The sequence below is a fragment of the Klenkia sp. PcliD-1-E genome (assembly GCF_024124375.1).
Lineage (GTDB): Bacteria > Actinomycetota > Actinomycetes > Mycobacteriales > Geodermatophilaceae > Klenkia.
In genome coordinates, this window is record NZ_JAMXRZ010000024.1 from 1 (window position 1) to 15306 (window position 15306).

13 protein-coding genes and 1 pseudogene are annotated in these 15306 nt (G+C 74.9%); all 14 read right to left on the bottom strand.

Annotation, left to right across the window (positions count from 1 at the left end; all coding sequences use genetic code 11):
• Positions 1–1110: pseudogene (locus NH342_RS06850) on the bottom strand (primosome assembly protein PriA); the annotation flags it as partial.
• A gap of 31 nt (positions 1111–1141) precedes the next feature.
• Entirely contained in the window at positions 1142–2347 is a 1206-nt protein-coding gene (metK, locus tag NH342_RS06855; protein ID WP_253013032.1) for a methionine adenosyltransferase, read from the bottom strand.
• An 85-nt stretch (positions 2348–2432) separates the two neighbouring features.
• A complete protein-coding gene (gene coaBC, locus NH342_RS06860; protein ID WP_253013034.1) occupies positions 2433–3647 on the bottom strand; it encodes a bifunctional phosphopantothenoylcysteine decarboxylase/phosphopantothenate--cysteine ligase CoaBC in 1215 nt (404 codons plus the stop codon).
• A gap of 134 nt (positions 3648–3781) precedes the next feature.
• Positions 3782–4045 (bottom strand): DNA-directed RNA polymerase subunit omega, encoded by a 264-nt coding sequence (gene rpoZ / locus NH342_RS06865; protein ID WP_014741310.1) that lies wholly within the window; start codon positions 4043–4045, stop codon positions 3782–3784.
• Between the two features lie 47 nt (positions 4046–4092).
• Positions 4093–4656: a guanylate kinase gene (gene gmk, locus NH342_RS06870; protein ID WP_253013036.1), complete on the bottom strand. Its 564-nt coding sequence runs from the start codon at positions 4654–4656 to the stop codon at positions 4093–4095.
• Between the two features lie 41 nt (positions 4657–4697).
• Entirely contained in the window at positions 4698–5024 is a 327-nt protein-coding gene (gene mihF / locus NH342_RS06875; RefSeq protein ID WP_165629012.1) for an integration host factor, actinobacterial type, read from the bottom strand.
• Between the two features lie 233 nt (positions 5025–5257).
• Positions 5258–6139 (bottom strand): orotidine-5'-phosphate decarboxylase, encoded by an 882-nt coding sequence (pyrF, locus tag NH342_RS06880; RefSeq protein ID WP_253013038.1) that lies wholly within the window; start codon positions 6137–6139, stop codon positions 5258–5260.
• On the bottom strand, positions 6136–7119 hold the full coding sequence (locus NH342_RS06885; protein WP_253013040.1) for a dihydroorotate dehydrogenase: 984 nt from the start codon (positions 7117–7119) through the stop codon (positions 6136–6138). The genes pyrF and NH342_RS06885 overlap by 4 nt, the downstream gene beginning before the upstream one ends.
• Positions 7116–8102, bottom strand: a complete 987-nt coding sequence (locus NH342_RS06890; RefSeq protein WP_253013042.1) for a dihydroorotate dehydrogenase electron transfer subunit — start codon at positions 8100–8102, stop codon at positions 7116–7118. The genes NH342_RS06885 and NH342_RS06890 overlap by 4 nt, the downstream gene beginning before the upstream one ends.
• On the bottom strand, positions 8099–11404 hold the full coding sequence (carB, locus tag NH342_RS06895) for a carbamoyl-phosphate synthase large subunit (protein ID WP_253013044.1): 3306 nt from the start codon (positions 11402–11404) through the stop codon (positions 8099–8101). Before carB ends, NH342_RS06890 begins: the two co-directional genes overlap by 4 nt.
• Positions 11391–12503 carry a glutamine-hydrolyzing carbamoyl-phosphate synthase small subunit gene (carA, locus tag NH342_RS06900; RefSeq protein WP_253013046.1) on the bottom strand — a complete coding sequence of 371 codons (1113 nt, stop codon included), beginning with the start codon at positions 12501–12503 and terminating at the stop codon, positions 11391–11393. The genes carB and carA overlap by 14 nt, the downstream gene beginning before the upstream one ends.
• Positions 12500–13783 (bottom strand): dihydroorotase, encoded by a 1284-nt coding sequence (locus NH342_RS06905; RefSeq protein WP_253013048.1) that lies wholly within the window; start codon positions 13781–13783, stop codon positions 12500–12502. Before NH342_RS06905 ends, carA begins: the two co-directional genes overlap by 4 nt.
• On the bottom strand, positions 13780–14712 hold the full coding sequence (locus NH342_RS06910; protein WP_253013050.1) for an aspartate carbamoyltransferase catalytic subunit: 933 nt from the start codon (positions 14710–14712) through the stop codon (positions 13780–13782). The genes NH342_RS06905 and NH342_RS06910 overlap by 4 nt, the downstream gene beginning before the upstream one ends.
• A complete protein-coding gene (gene pyrR / locus NH342_RS06915; RefSeq protein ID WP_253013052.1) occupies positions 14705–15286 on the bottom strand; it encodes a bifunctional pyr operon transcriptional regulator/uracil phosphoribosyltransferase PyrR in 582 nt (193 codons plus the stop codon). Before pyrR ends, NH342_RS06910 begins: the two co-directional genes overlap by 8 nt.
• Between the last annotated feature and the right edge of the window lie 20 nt (positions 15287–15306).

Consider the following 15306-nt stretch of genomic DNA (forward strand, 5'->3'; position numbering starts at 1 on the left):
GGGCGCGTACCCGGCGCGGGGCACCTGCACCAGCACCGGTGCGCCGGCGGACAGCGCCTCGCGGGCCACCCGGAAGGCGAGGGAGGGCAACCGGGCGGTGCGGGCGGCCGGGTCGCGGGCCAGCTCGGAGTCCGCACCCAGCGCCTGCACCCGCGGCGCGGCGGCGCGCAGCACCGCCCGGTCGGCCACCAGCTCGTGCGCCCAGCCGGACTCCACCAGCAGCGCGGCCTCGGCGGTGCGGCCGGTCGCGGCCACCACCGCCGAGCAGCCGGCCAGGTGCGCGCGCTGCACCAGGACGTCGCGGGTGTGCGGGTAGGGCGCGCGCGGCTCGGCGTGCAGGTCGTCGCCGTCGTCCCAGACCACGACCAGGCCGAGGTCGCGGACCGGGGCGAACATGGCCGCCCGGGTGCCCAGCACCACCTGCGCGGTGCCGCGGGAGACGGTCAGGAACCGGCCGTAGCGGGTGTCGGGGGCGGCGTCGGCGCGCAGCACAGCGACCGCCTCCTTCGGCAGCGCCGCGGCCGCGGCGTCGGCCAGCCGGTCCAGGTCCTTGCCGTCGGGGACCACGACCAGCGCACCCCGCCCGCCGGACAGCGTCGCCCGGCACAGCTCGGCGAGACGGGTCGGCCAGTCCTCCCCGGGCAGGGCCGTCCACACCGCGCGCACCGGCCGGCCGGCGGCCAGCGCCTCCAGGAACGCCTCGCCGGTCGGGTAGCGGGCGAACCCGGCCGGGTCGGGCGGGTCCGGCGGCGGGGGCGGGTCGGCGACCGGGCGCTTCTCCGGCGCGCCCCGGCGGGGCGGCAGGGCCAGCCGCAGCACGTCGGTCAGCGTGCCTGCGTATCGGTCGGCCACCACCCGGGCGAGCTCGGCCACCTCGGGGGTGAGCACCGGCTCGGAGGACACCAGCTTCGCCAGGGGGGCGAGCTTCCCGGTGTGCTCGGTCGTCGTCCCCACCTCGAGGACGACGCCGTCGACGAGCCGGCCGGCGAACCGCACGCGGACCCGGCACCCCGGGACCACCCCGTCCCCGAGGTCGTCCGGGACGGCGTAGTCGAACGGGCGGTCCAGGTGCGCCAGCGGGACGTCGACGACGACCCGGGCGACCCTCACGCGGTCATGGTGCAGGGCACCACCGACAGGATCAGAGGGCTGCCTCGAGCGCGTCGACGCGGTCGGTGCGCTCCCACGGCAGGTCCAGGTCGCTGCGGCCGAAGTGGCCGTAGGCGGCGGTCGGGCCGTAGATCGGCCGCAGCAGGTCCAGGTCGCGCACGATGGCGCCCGGGCGCAGGTCGAACACCGCGGTGATCGCCTTCTCCAGGACGTCGTCCGGGACCGTGCCCGTGCCGAAGGTCTCCACGAACAGGCCGACCGGGCTGGCCGCGCCGATGGCGTAGGCGACCTGCACCTCGCAGCGGCGGGCCAGGCCCGCGGCGACGACGTTCTTGGCCACCCAGCGCATGGCGTAGGCGCCCGAGCGGTCGACCTTCGAGGGGTCCTTGCCGGAGAAGGCGCCGCCACCGTGCCGCGCCATGCCGCCGTAGGTGTCCACGATGATCTTGCGCCCGGTCAGGCCGGCGTCGCCCATCGGGCCGCCGATGACGAACTTGCCGGTGGGGTTGACCAGCAGCCGGTGGCCGGTGGTGGGCAGGCCGAGCGCGGCGAGCTCGGGCTGGACCACGAGCTCCTCGACGTCGGGGGTGAGCAGGGTGTCGATGGCGATGTCCTCGGCGTGCTGCGAGGAGACGACGACGGTGTCCACGCCGACCGGGCGGTCGTCCTCGTAGACCACGGTGACCTGGGTCTTGCCGTCGGGGCGCAGGTAGGGCACCGAGCCGTCCTTGCGGACCGCCGAGAGCCGCTTGGACAGCCGGTGGGCCAGCGCGATCGGCAGCGGCATGAGCTCGGGGGTCTCGTCGCTGGCGTAGCCGAACATCAGGCCCTGGTCGCCGGCGCCCTGGCTGGCGATGAGGTCCTCGGCCGCGGCGGCGCGGTCGGCGGCGGCCGTGCGGGACTCGTAGCCCAGGTCCACGCCCTGCGCGATGTCCGGGGACTGCGCGCCCAGGGAGACGCTGACGCCGCAGGAGGCGCCGTCGAAACCCTTGCGGGAGGAGTCGTAGCCGATGCCGAGGATGGTGCGCCGGACGACGTCCGCTATGTCTACATAGCCGGCGGTGGTGACCTCGCCGGCGATGTGCACCTGGCCGGTGGTGATCATGGTCTCGACGGCGACCCGGCTGCGGGGGTCCTGGGTGAGCATCTCGTCCAGGATCGCGTCGCTGATCTGGTCGGCGATCTTGTCGGGGTGGCCCTCGGTGACCGACTCGGACGTGAACAGGCGACGTGCCACTTCGGTGCTCCCTGGGGTTGCTGGTCGGACCCGCGACGGCGGGCCCTCTCTCGGCGTTCGTGGTGGGGACGCCCGGCGGACGAGGTTACCGGCGGGTGCCCACCCGCGCCGCGACGGCGTCCCAGATGCCGGCCGCCACGAGGTCCTTGGGGCCGGCCGGGACCTCGGCGGCCGAGCCGTCGGCGGCGAGCACGGTGACGGCGTTGTCGGGCCGGCCGAACACCTGGCCGGCGGAGACGTCGTTGACCACCAGCAGGTCGCAGCCCTTGCGGGCGAGCTTGGCGCGGGCGTGGCCCAGCACGTCGTCCTCGGCGTCCCCGGTCTCGGCGGCGAAGCCGACCACCAGCTGGCCGGCGGGCCGCGCGGCGACGAGCCCGGAGAGGACGTCGGGGTTGCGGGTGAGCGCCACCGACGACGGCTCGCCGGACCCGCCCTTCTTCATCTTGGCGGTGGCGACGTCGGTGGGCCGGAAGTCGGCGACCGCGGCGGCCATCACGACCACGTCGGCGTCCGGCGCGTGCTCGGCCATCGCCGTCCCGAGCTCGGCCGCCGTCCCGACCGGGACGACCCGGCAGCCGAACGGGGCGGGCTCCTCGACGTTGGCCGCGACCAGGGTGACGTCCGCGCCCCGGGCGGCGGCGACCCGGGCCAGCGCCCAGCCCTGCCGGCCCGAGGACCGGTTGCCGAGGAACCGCACCGGGTCCAGCGGTTCGCGGGTGCCGCCGGCGCTGACGACCACCCGGGTGCCGGAGAGGTCCTGGTGCAGCGACCCGCCGGCCAGCACGACGTCCAGGAGGGCGGCGACGTCAGCGGGCTCGGGCAGCCGACCGGGGCCGGAGTCGGGGCCGGTGAGCCGGCCCACCGCGGGCGGCAGCACGACGGCGCCGCGACGGCGGAGGGTGGCCACGTTGTCCTGCGTGGCCGGGTGCAGCCACATCTCGGTGTGCATGGCCGGCACGAACACCACGGGGGCCGCGGTGGCCAGCAGGGTGGCCGTGAGCAGGTCGTCGGCACGGCCCGCGGCGGCCCGGGCCAGGAGGTCGGCGGTGGCCGGGCTCACGACCACCAGGTCGGCGGTCTGCCCGATGCGCACGTGGGCGACCTCGGGGACGTCGTCCCACACCTCGGTGCTGACCGGGTTGCCGCTCAACGCCTCGAAGGTGGCGGCGCCGACGAACCGCAGCGCCGAGGCGGTGGGCACCACCCGCACGTCGTGGCCGCGCTCGGTGAGCGCACGCAGCAGCAGCGCCGACTTGTAGGCGGCGACCCCGCCGCCGACGCCCAGCACGATCCTGCTCATGCGCCCATCCTGCCCCGGGCACGACGAAGCCCCCGGCCCTGGGGCCGGGGGCTCCCCCTGGTGAGGTACTGGAACGGCCCCCTCGCAGGGTCCCGGCGGGCGCGGAGCGTCTGCTGGGGGGCGAGGGGGTCCTTCTAGTTCTCGCCCGCGGTGTGGGTCAGCAGGCCCTCGTTGATCTCGCGCAGCGCGATGGAGAGGGGCTTCTCCTGGGGGGCGGTGTCGACCAGCGGGCCGACGTACTCCAGCAGGCCCTCGGAGAGCTGGCTGTAGTAGGCGTTGATCTGGCGGGCCCGCTTGGCGGCGTAGATGACCAGCCCGTACTTGCTGCTGGTGCGCTCGAGCAGCTCGTCGATCGGGGGGTTGGTGATGCCCTCGGGGGCAGGTGCGACTCCGGACACGGGCGGGTGAGCTCCTCGGTAGGACGGCAGGCGCTGCAGGCGGGACGTCAGCCTGCGGGTGGCGCAGTCAGCAAGAGTACCAACTCGTCCGCGGCGCGGGCGAGGTCGTCGTTCACGACCACCACGTCGTAGTCCCCGACGGCGGCCATCTCGGCCCGCGCGATGGCCAGCCGGCGCTCGATGACCTCGGCCGGTTCCGAACCGCGGCCGGTCAGCCGGGAGGCGAGCTCCTCGAACGAGGGCGGGGCCAGGAACACCAGCTGGGCGTCCGGGGCGGTGGCCCGGACCTGGCGGGCGCCCTGCATCTCGATCTCGAGCAGGGCCGGCAGGCCGAGGGCCAGCTGCTCGTCGACCGGCGCCCGCGGGGTGCCGTAGCGGTTGCCCGCGTACTCGGCCCACTCCAGCAGGCCGTCGGTGGCGACCAGGTGGTCGAAGGCCGCGTCGTCGAGGAAGTGGTAGTGCTCGCCGTCGACCTCGCCGGCGCGGGGACGGCGGGTGGTCACCGACACCGACACCCACACGTCGGGGTGCCGGCGGCGGACCTCGGCGACCACGGTCCCCTTCCCCACGCCCGAGGGACCGGACAGCACCGTCAGGCGGGCACGCGTCACGACCACGGCGGGGCGACCTCGGGCGGGGGCGGGGGCGGTGCTCAGGCGGACTGCTCGCCGGCGAACTCGGCCTCCAGCGCCTTGCGCTGGTTGGCGCCCAGCCCGCGCACGCGGCGGGTCGGGGAGATCTCGAGGCGCTCCATGATCTTCGCGGCGCGGGCCTTGCCGACACCCGGGAGGGACTCGAGGACCGCGGAGACGCGCATCTTGCCGATGACCTCGTCGGTCTCGCCCTGCTTGAGGACGTCGCCGACCGAGGTGCCCTTGCTCTTGAGCCGCTCACGGAGCTCGGCGCGGACCTTGCGGGCCGCGGCGGCCTTCTCGAGGGCGGCAGCGCGCTGTTCGGGGGTCAGCTGGGGGAGAGGCACGGGGACTACCCAATCATCGTCGTGGCGGCCGGAACGCCGCCGGATCGGTTCGGACTGCGGGGTGGTGTGGGTGGGCAGCGGCCCACGGGCTGGAGCCTGGGGAGGAACCTAGTCACCCCGGGCGCGGGGCGGCAGCACCCCCCGGCACCGGATCGACCGGATCGTGCGCCCGGCTCACGAACAGGCGTCACAGTACAACCGACCCCCCTCTCCCCCGGCGGTGGTCCGGCTGGTCAGCCCCCCAGTTCGGCGGCCCAGCGCTGCGCCGCGGCGCGCAGCCCGGCCGGGTCGGGCCCGGCGGCCAGCACGTCCCTCGACACCGTGGGGACGACGGCCCGGCCGGCGCCGAACAGCCGCCGCAGTTCCGCCGGCGTCCCGCCCTGGGCACCGAGCCCGGGGGCCAGCACCGGCCCGCGCAGGCCGGCCAGGTCGACGTCCAGCTCGGTCAGCGTCGCGCCCACGACGACCCCGACGGACCCGGTGTGCGGCCCCCACCTGCCCTGCAGGTCGGCGAAGGCCGCCGGGTCCGGTGCCGGGTCGCCGACCAGCCAGTCGGGGGCGTTCCAGGCACCGACCTGGTCGACCACGGCCTGCGCGACGGTGCGGCCGTCGTCGAGGCGGGCGTGCTGGAAGGTGGCCGCGTCGGGGTTGGAGGTGCGGGCCAGCACGAACAGCCCGCCGCCGTGCGCCCGAGCGGTGCGCACTGCCGGCTCCAGTGACCCGGCACCCAGGTAGGGGCTCACGGTGAGCGCGTCGACCTGCATCGGGTGCCCGGGCGCCAGCACGTCGGCGTAGCCGGCCATGGTGGACCCGATGTCGCCGCGCTTGGCGTCCAGCAGCACCAGGGCGCCGGCGTCCCGTGCGGTGGCGACGGCGTCCTCGAGCACCAGCAGGCCGCGGGACCCGTGCCGCTCGTAGAACGCCGACTGCGGCTTGAGGACGGCGACGGTGCCGGCCAGCGCCCCGACCACGGCGTCGGTGAACCGGCGCAGGCCGTCGACGTCGTCGGTCAGCCCCCAGGCGGCCAGCAGCTCGCGGTGCGGGTCGATGCCCACGCACAGCGGTCCGCGGCCGGCGACGGCGGCGGCCAGCCGCGCGCCGAAGGGCTCGCTCACGCGTGCCGCCCGGGCGGTCCCTCGTCGGGGGCGCGGTGGGCGTAGCCGACGGCGTCGGCCAGCCGGCCGAAGCCCCGCTCCCCCAGCGCCTCGGCCAGCTCCTCGTGGATCCGGGCCGGGGCCGAGGGGTCGTGGAACACCGCGGTGCCCACCGAGACCGCCCCGGCACCGGCCAGGACGAACTGCAGGGCGTCCAGGCCGGTGCGGATGCCGCCCATGCCCAGGATCGGCACGTTCGGCAGTGCGGCGTGCACCTGCCAGACGCAGCGCAGCGCCACCGGCCGGATCGCCGGGCCCGAGAGCCCGCCGGTGACCCCGCCCAGCACCGGGCGCATGGTGTCGGGGTCGATGACCAGGCCCAGCAGCGTGTTGATCATCGACAGGCCGTTGGCGCCGGCGTCGGCGCAGGCCCGGGCGACGGACACGATGTCGGTGACGTCGGGGGTGAGCTTGGCGTAGACCGGGTGCGCGGGGTCGGCGGCCTCCCGGACGGCGGCCACCACCGCGGCGGAGGCGTCGGGGTTGCAGGCGAAGACCTCGCCGCGGCTCTCCACGTTCGGGCAGGAGATGTTGACCTCGATGCCCAGCACGCCGGGCGCCCCGCGCAGCCGGGTGGCGAGCTCGGCGAAGTCCTCGGTGCGCGCACCGGCGATGGACACGAACGACCGCACCCCGCGCTCGGCCAGCCAGGGCAGCTCGTCGGCCAGCAGGCCCTCGATGCCCGGCCCCTGCAGCCCGATCGAGTTGACCATGCCGCTGGGCGTCTCGGCCATCCGCGGCGTGGCCCGGCCCGACCGCGGGCGCAGCTGCACAGACTTGGTGACCACCGCCCCGATCGAGGTCAGGTCGAAGAACGGGTCCAGCTCCCGGCCGAAGGAGGAGCAACCCGATGCGGTCAGCACCGGGCTGACCACCGGCACCCCGCCGATGGAGGCCTGCATGTCCACGCTCGGCGTCTCGACCTCGGGCAGCGTGGTCACGGCGTCTCCCCTTCCTCCGCCGGCGTGTGCGCCAACGCCATCGCGTCGGCGCCCACCAGGTCCGGCGGCAGCGTGCCCACGTCGGCGAAGCGCACCCGGTCACCGGCGAACACCGGGCCGTCGGTGCAGGACCGGGCGAACCGGCTGTGGCCGTCGGCGCCCACCACCGGCAGCACGCACGTCATGCAGACCCCGACCCCGCAGGCCATCGACTCCTCGACGGCCACCCACGAGGGCACGCCGCGGTCGGTGGCGAGCCGGGCGACGGCGGCCAGCATCGGCATCGGTCCGCAGGCGTAGACCACCCCGGCGCCGCTGACCAGCTCGGTCACCGGTCCGGTGACCCGGCCGGCCCGCCCGGCACTGCCGTCGTCGGTGGTGACCACGAAGGGCGCGGCGACCGCGGCCAGGTCCTCCACCGAGCACAGCCGGGCGGCGTCACCGGCGCCGACCACCGCGGCCACCTCGTGGCCCCGGGAGCGCAGCAGCCCGCCCAGCCCGACGAGCGCCGCGGCGCCGTACCCGCCGCCGACCAGCAGCGCGGGCGTGCCCTCCGGGGGCAGCGGGAAGGGCCGGCCCAGCGGGCCGACCACGTCCACCTCGTCACCGGGGCGGCGCGAGGCCAGCCAGCTCGAGCCCTCGGCGCGGGCGCTGACCACCACGGAGAAGCGGCCCTGCCCCACCCCGGCGATGGCGATCGAGCGGCGCAGCAGCATCGCCGACGTCGGCCCGCCGACGGCGAAGGCGACGAACTGGCCCGGTGCCGCGGTGTCGGCGATGTCGGGCGCCTCGATGGTCAGCTCGGTGTAGGCACTGACCGGACGGGAGCCCACGACCACGGCCACGCCCTGCACCGGCGGGTGCGCGGCGGGGGGCGCGGGCTGCCCGAGCGGTGCGCGGGCGGTCCCGGGCACCGGGGGCAGCAGCCGGTCCCCGGACGGCAGCTGCACCACCCGGGTGCCGCCCTCGTCGTCCGCGCTCACGCCTGTGCCCTGCTCGCGGCGAGCGCGGCGTGCAGGTCCTGCAGGCTGCGCACCCCCAGGTCGCCCCGGCGCAGCGCCTCGACGCCCTGCACCGCCGCGGCCAGCCCCGGCACCGTGGTGATGCACGGGATGCCCGCGGTCACGGCCGCCGACCGGATCTCGTAGCCGTCCAGCCGTGGCCCGGAGTTGCCGGGCGCGCCGAACGGGGTGTTGACGACCATGTCGACCTCCCCGGCCAGGATCTTCTCCACGACGTTGCCCGGGCCGTCGGAGAACTTGCCCACCACGGTGGCGGCGACGCCGTTGCGGCGCAGCACCGAGGCGGTGCCGGCGGTGGCCAGCACGGTGAACCCGAGGTCGGCCAGCCGCTTGACCGGGAAGACCGCCGAGCGCTTGTCCCGGTTGGCCAGCGACACGAACACCGTGCCCCCGGTGGGCAGCGACCCGTAGGCGGCGGCCTGGGACTTGGCGAACGCGGTGCCGAACCCGGCGTCCAGGCCCATGACCTCACCGGTGGACTTCATCTCCGGGGAGAGCACGGTGTCCACGCCCGACCCGTCGGTCGAGCGGAACCGGTTGAACGGCAGCACCGCCTCCTTGACCGCGATCGGCGCGTCCTCGGGCGCGTCGGTGCCGTCGCCGGTGGCCGGCAGCACCCCGGCCGCGCGCAGCTGCGCGATCGTCTCCCCCACCGCGATGCGCGCGGCGGCCTTGGCCAGCGGCACCGCCGTCGCCTTGGACACGAAGGGCACGGTGCGGCTGGCGCGCGGGTTGGCCTCCAGCACGTAGAGGACGTCGTCCTTGAGGGCGTACTGCACGTTCATCAGCCCGCGCACCCCGATCCGGGCGGCCAGCTTCTCCGTCGCGGCGCGGATGGCCGCCAGGTCGGCGCCGCCCAGCGTGATCGGGGGCAGCGCGCACGCCGAGTCGCCGGAGTGGATGCCGGCCTCCTCGATGTGCTCCATGACCCCGCCCAGGTACAGCTCGGTGCCGTCGTAGAGGGCGTCGACGTCGATCTCGACGGCGTCCTCCAGGAACCGGTCGATGAGCACCGGGTGGTCGGGGCTGACGTCGGTGGCCTTGGCCAGGTAGGCCTCCAGGGTGCCGTCGTCGTAGACGATCTCCATGCCGCGCCCGCCCAGCACGTAGGAGGGCCGCACGAGCACCGGGTAGCCGATCTCGGCGGCGATCTCTCTGGCCTCCGCGAAGCGGACCGCGGTGCCGTGCTTGGGGGCGGGCAGGCCGGTGTCGGCCAGCACCCGGGAGAACTCGCCGCGGTCCTCGGCGGCGTCGATCGCCTCGGGGGCGGTGCCCAGCACCGGGACCCCGGCGTCCTTGAGCTGCTGGGCCAGCGCCAGCGGGGTCTGCCCGCCCAGGGTGCAGATGACCCCGGCGACCGGGCCGGCGGCGCGCTCGGCCTCGACGACCTCGAGCACGTCCTCGAAGGTCAGCGGCTCGAAGTACAGCCGGTCGGCGGTGTCGTAGTCGGTGGAGACGGTCTCGGGGTTGCAGTTGACCATCACCGCCTCGTAGCCGGCGTCCTGCAGGGCCAGCACGGCGTGCACGCAGGAGTAGTCGAACTCGATGCCCTGCCCGATCCGGTTCGGCCCGGAGCCCAGGATCAGCACCGCCGGCCGCTCCCGGGGCGCCACCTCGGTCTCCTCGTCGTAGGTGGAGTAGTGGTAGGGAGTGGTGGCGGCGAACTCCGCGGCGCAGGTGTCCACCGTCTTGTAGACCGGCCGGATGCCCAGCCGCCAGCGCAGTGTCCGCACGCCGTCCTCACCGGCGAGCTCGGGCCGCAGCGCGGCGACCTGCCGGTCGGACAGGCCGTGCCGCTTGGCCCGGCGCAGCAGGTCCGGGGTGAGCGAGGGCGCGTCGCGGACCTCGGTGCCGATCTCGTGCACCTGGAGCACCTGGTCGACGAACCAGGGGTCGAAGCCCGAGGCCTCCGCGACCTGCTCGACGGTTGCGCCGGCGGCCAGCGCGCGCTCGGCGGTGTAGAGCCGGCCGTCGACGGGGGTGCGCAGCCGGTCCAGCAGCTCGTCGGCGCTCTCCTCCGGCTGTACCGGCCCGGTCCAGAACCCGACCTGCGACGTCTCGGTGGACCGCATGGCCTTGCCGAGGGCCTCGGTGAAGTTGCGGCCCATGCTCATGACCTCGCCGACGCTCTTCATCGTCGTGGTCAGCCGGGGGTCGGCGCCCGGGAACTTCTCGAAGGCGAACCGGGGGATCTTGACGACGACGTAGTCCAGCGTCGGCTCGAACGCCGCCGGGGTGACGCCGGTGATGTCGTTGCGGATCTCGTCGAGGGTGTAGCCGATGGCCAGCTTCGCGGCGATCTTGGCGATCGGGAAGCCGGTGGCCTTGGAGGCCAGCGCCGAGGACCGGCTGACGCGGGGGTTCATCTCGATGACGACCAGCCGGCCGTCGACGGGGTTGACCGCGAACTGGATGTTGCAGCCGCCGGTGTCCACGCCGACCGCGCGCAGCACGGCGATGCCGACGTCGCGCATCGTCTGGTACTCGCGGTCGGTGAGGGTCATCGCCGGGGCGACGGTGACCGAGTCGCCGGTGTGCACGCCCATGGCGTCGACGTTCTCGATGGAGCAGACGACGACCACGTTGTCGGTGCGGTCGCGCATGAGCTCGAGCTCGTACTCCTTCCAGCCCAGCACCGACTCCTCGATGAGCACGGTGGAGACCGGGGAGTCGGCCAGGCCGTGCGCGGCCATCCGGCGCAGCATCGGCTCGTCGGTGGCGAACCCGGAACCCAGCCCGCCCATGGTGAAGCTGGGCCGGATGACCACCGGGTAGCCGACCTCGGCGGCGGTCTCCAGCGCCTCCTCGACGGTGCCGCAGACCTTCGACCGCGGGGCGTCGGCGCCGACCGAGCGGACGATGTCCTTGAACAGCTGCCGGTCCTCGCCGCGGTTGATCGCGTCGGCGTCGGCGCCGATCAGCTGCACGCCGTACCTCTCGAGCACGCCGTTGGCCTGCAGCGCCAGGCCGAGGTTGAGCGCGGTCTGCCCGCCGAGGGTGGCCAGCAGGGCGTCGGGCCGCTCGGCGGCGATGACCTTCTCGACGAACTCCGGGGTCAACGGCTCCACGTAGGTGGCGTCGGCGACCTCGGGGTCGGTCATGATCGTGGCCGGGTTGCTGTTGACCAGGCTGACCCGCAGCCCCTCGGCCTTGAGCACGCGGCAGGCCTGGGTGCCGGAGTAGTCGAACTCGCAGGCCTGGCCGATGACGATCGGCCCGGAGCCGATCACCATCACGTGGGAGATGTCGTCACGCCTCGGCACGGTTGTCCTCCATCAGGTCCACGAAGCGCTGGAAGAGCGGGGCCGCGTCGTGCGGCCCGGCGGCGGCCTCGGGGTGGAACTGCACGCTGAAGGCGGGGACGTCGAGGCAGCGCAGCCCCTCGACGACCTGGTCGTTGAGCCCGACGTGGCTGACCTCCACCCGCCCGTAGGGGGTGTCGACGGCGCGGTCGAGCGGGGCGTCGACGGCGAACCCGTGGTTCTGGCTGGTCACCCGCACCGAGTCGGTGACCCGGTCGAGCACCGGCTGGTTGAGCCCGCGGTGGCCGAAGGGCAGCTTGTAGGTGCCCAGGCCCAGGGCCCGGCCCAGGATCTGGTTGCCGAAGCAGATGCCGAACAGCGGCCGGCGGGCGTCGAGCACCCCGCGCACCGCCTCGACGGCGTAGTCGCTGGCCGCCGGGTCGCCGGGACCGTTGGAGAGGAAGACGCCGTCGGGGCCGGCGTCCAGCAGCTCGGCCGCGGTGGCGGTGGCAGGCAGCACCCGGGTCTCCACCCCGAGCTCGGCCAGGTGCCGCGGGGTCGCGGCCTTGATGCCGAGGTCGAGCGCCGCGATCGTGTACCGCCGCTCCCCCACCGCCGGGACCGTGTAGGGCTCCGGGGTGGTGACCTCCGGGGCGAGGTCGGCACCGGTCATCGACGGCGCCGCCTGCACCCGCTGGAGCAGCTCGTCGGCGGCCAGCTCGGTCGAGATGCCGACCCGCATGGCGCCGCGGTCGCGAAGGTGCCGGGTCAGCGCGCGGGTGTCGACGCCGCTGATGCCCACCACGCCGTGCTCGACCAGCTCGTCGTCCAGGGTGCCGGTGGCCCGCCAGTTCGCCGGTCGGCGTGCGGGGTCGCGGACGACGAAGCCGGCCACCCAGATGCGGCGGGACTCGTCGTCCTCGCCGTTCACCCCGGTGTTGCCGATGTGCGGGGCGGTCATCACCACCACCTGGCGGTGGTAGCTGGGGTCGGTGAGGGTCTCCTGGTAGCCGGTCATGCCGGTGGAGAAGACGGCCTCGCCGACCGTCGTCCCGGCGGCCCCGTAGGACTCGCCGCGGAACGTGCGGCCGTCCTCCAGGACGAGGATCGCTGTGCTCACTTCTGCACCTTCCCGTCGCGTACCGACAGTTCGCCGCGCAGCAGGGTGTGCACCACGCGGGCGGGCAGCTCGCGCCCGGCGTAGGGGCTGTTGCGGCTCTTGCTGGCCAGCGCCGCCGGGTCCACGACCGCGCGGGCGCCGGGATCCACGAGCACCAGGTTGGCCGGCTCCCCCACCTCCAGCGGGCGGCCGTGACCGGCGAGGCGGCCGATGGCGGCCGGGCGGACCGACATGCGGTCGGCCACCTCCCGCCAGGTGAGCAGGCCGGTGTCGACCATGGTCTCCACGACCACCGACAGCGCCTGTTCCAGTCCCAGCATCCCGGGCCGGGCCGCGGACCACTCGCACTCCTTGTCCTCCGCGGCGTGCGGGGCGTGGTCGGTGGCGACGGCGTCGACGGTGCCGTCGGCCAGCCCGGCGCGCAGCGCCGCGACGTCCTCACCGGTGCGCAGCGGCGGGTTGACCTTGAACGTGGCGTCGTAGCCCTCGGCCTGCGCGTCGGTGAGCAGCAGGTGGTGCGGGGTCACCTCGGCGGTCACCTGCACCCCGCGCGACTTGGCCCACCGGATGAGCTCGACCGACCCGGCGGTGGAGACGTGGCAGACGTGCAGCCGGGCGCCCACGTGCTCGGCCAGCAGCACGTCGCGGGCGATGATCGCCTCCTCGGCGACCGCGGGCCAGCCGGTCATCCCGAGCCGGGCCGACCGCTCGCCCTCGTGCATCTGCGCGCCGACGGTCAGCCGGGGCTCCTCGGCGTGCTGGGCGACGACGCCGTCCAGGGCCTTGGTGTACTCCAGCGCCCGGCGCATCAGGGCCGGGTCGGCGACGCACTTCCCGTCGTCGGAGAACACCCGGACCCTCGCGGCGCTGTCGGCCATCGCCCCGAGCTCGGCCAGCCGCTCGCCGCCGAGCCCGACGGTCACCGCACCGACCGGGACGACGTCGACCAGGCCGGCGTCGGAACCCAGCCGCCAGACCTGCTCGACGACGCCCGCGGTGTCGGCGACCGGGTCGGTGTTGGCCATGGCGTGCACCGCGGTGTAGCCGCCCAGCGCCGCGGCGCGGGAGCCGGTGAGGACGGTCTCGGTGTCCTCCCGTCCGGGCTCGCGCAGGTGGGTGTGCAGGTCGACCAGGCCGGGCAGCAGCACCAGCCCGGCGGCGTCGACGGTCTCGCCGGTGGTGGACAGGTCGGTGCCGATGGCGGCGATGACCCCGTCCTCGACCAGCACGTCGACGGCGTCCTCGCCGTAGGGCCTCGCGCCCTTGATGAGCAGGGTCATGCGTTGCCTCCGAGCAGCAGGTACAGGACGGCCATGCGCACGCTGACGCCGTTGCCGACCTGCTCGACGATGGTGGAGCGGGGTGAGTCGGCCACGTCGGCGGCGATCTCCATCCCCCGGTTCATCGGCCCGGGGTGCATGACGATCGCGTCGTCGCCCAGCCGGGCCATCCGCTCGGCGTCCAGGCCGTACCGGCGGCTGTACTCCCGGGCCGACGGGAAGAACGAGGCGTTCATCCGCTCGGCCTGGACGCGCAGCATCATCAGCACGTCGGCGCCGGTCAGCACGGCGTCCAGGTCGTAGGAGACCGTGACCGGCCAGCTCGCCACGCCCACCGGCAGCAGGGTCGGCGGCGCGACCAGGGTGACCTCGGCGCCGAGGGTGTGCAGCAGCCGCACGTTGGACCGGGCCACCCGGCTGTGCAGCACGTCGCCGGTGATGACCACCCGGACGCCGTCCAGCCGGCCCAGCCGCTTGCGGATGGTGAACGCGTCCAGCAGCGCCTGCGTGGGGTGCTCGTGGGTGCCGTCCCCGGCGTTGACCACGCTGCCGGCCACCCAGGTGGCCAGCCGGTGCGGGGCCCCGGAGGCGGAGTGCCGGACGACGATGCCGTCGGCGCCCATGGCCTCCAGGGTCAGCGCGGTGTCCTTCAGGCTCTCGCCCTTGGAGACGCTGGAGCCCTTGGCGGAGAAGTTGATGACGTCGGCGCTCAACCGCTTGGCGGCCAGCTCGAAGCTGATCCGGGTGCGGGTGGAGTCCTCGAAGAACAGGTTGACCACGGTGCGTCCGCGCAGCGTGGGCAGCTTCTTGACCTCGCGGCCGGCCAGCGCGGACTCGATCTGCGCGGCGGTGTCGAGGACCAGGGTGGCGTCGTCGAGGTCGAGGTCGCCGGCCTCGAGCAGGTGCTTGTGCGTCAGGGAGTCAGGCATCGGTGACGCTCACCCCGTCCTCGCCGTCGACCTCGGCCAGCCGCACCTTGACCTGCTGGGCGCGGGAGGTGGGCACGTTCTTGCCCACGAAGTCGGCCTTGATCGGCAGCTCGCGGTGCCCGCGGTCGACGAGGACGGCCAGCTGCACGGCACGGGGCCGGCCGACGTCGCGCAGGCCGTCGAGCGCGGCCCGGACCGACCGGCCGGAGAACAGCACGTCGTCGACGAGGACGACGAGGCGGCCGTCGATGCCGGCGTCGGGCAGCCGGGTGTCCTCGAGCGCGCGGACGCCGCGGGTGCGCAGGTCGTCGCGGTAGAGGGTGATGTCGACGGTGCCGACGTCGACGCGGGCGCCGGAGAAGGCCTCGATGCGGGTGGCGAGGCGGCGGGCCAGCGGGGCGCCGCGGGTGGGGATGCCGACGAGCACGAGGTCGGCGAGGCCGTCCCCGTCCCCGCCGGAGCTGGCCGCCCGCTCGATGAGCTGGTGGGCCATGCGGTCGACCACGCGGGTGACGTCGTCGGCGGTGAGCAGCTGACCGGGCGTGCCCGGCGCAGGGGTCGATGGCGCGGCCATCAGGCCTCCTTCCCCGCCTC

Coding starts and splice junctions, on each gene's coding strand:
- NH342_RS06905 (WP_253013048.1), bottom strand. CDS start 13,783: ATGACCCTGCTCATCAAGGGCGCGAGGCCCTACGGCGAGGACGCCGTC.
- pyrR (WP_253013052.1), bottom strand. CDS start 15,286: ATGGCCGCGCCATCGACCCCTGCGCCGGGCACGCCCGGTCAGCTGCTC.
- NH342_RS06910 (WP_253013050.1), bottom strand. CDS start 14,712: ATGCCTGACTCCCTGACGCACAAGCACCTGCTCGAGGCCGGCGACCTC.
- coaBC (WP_253013034.1), bottom strand. CDS start 3,647: ATGAGCAGGATCGTGCTGGGCGTCGGCGGCGGGGTCGCCGCCTACAAG.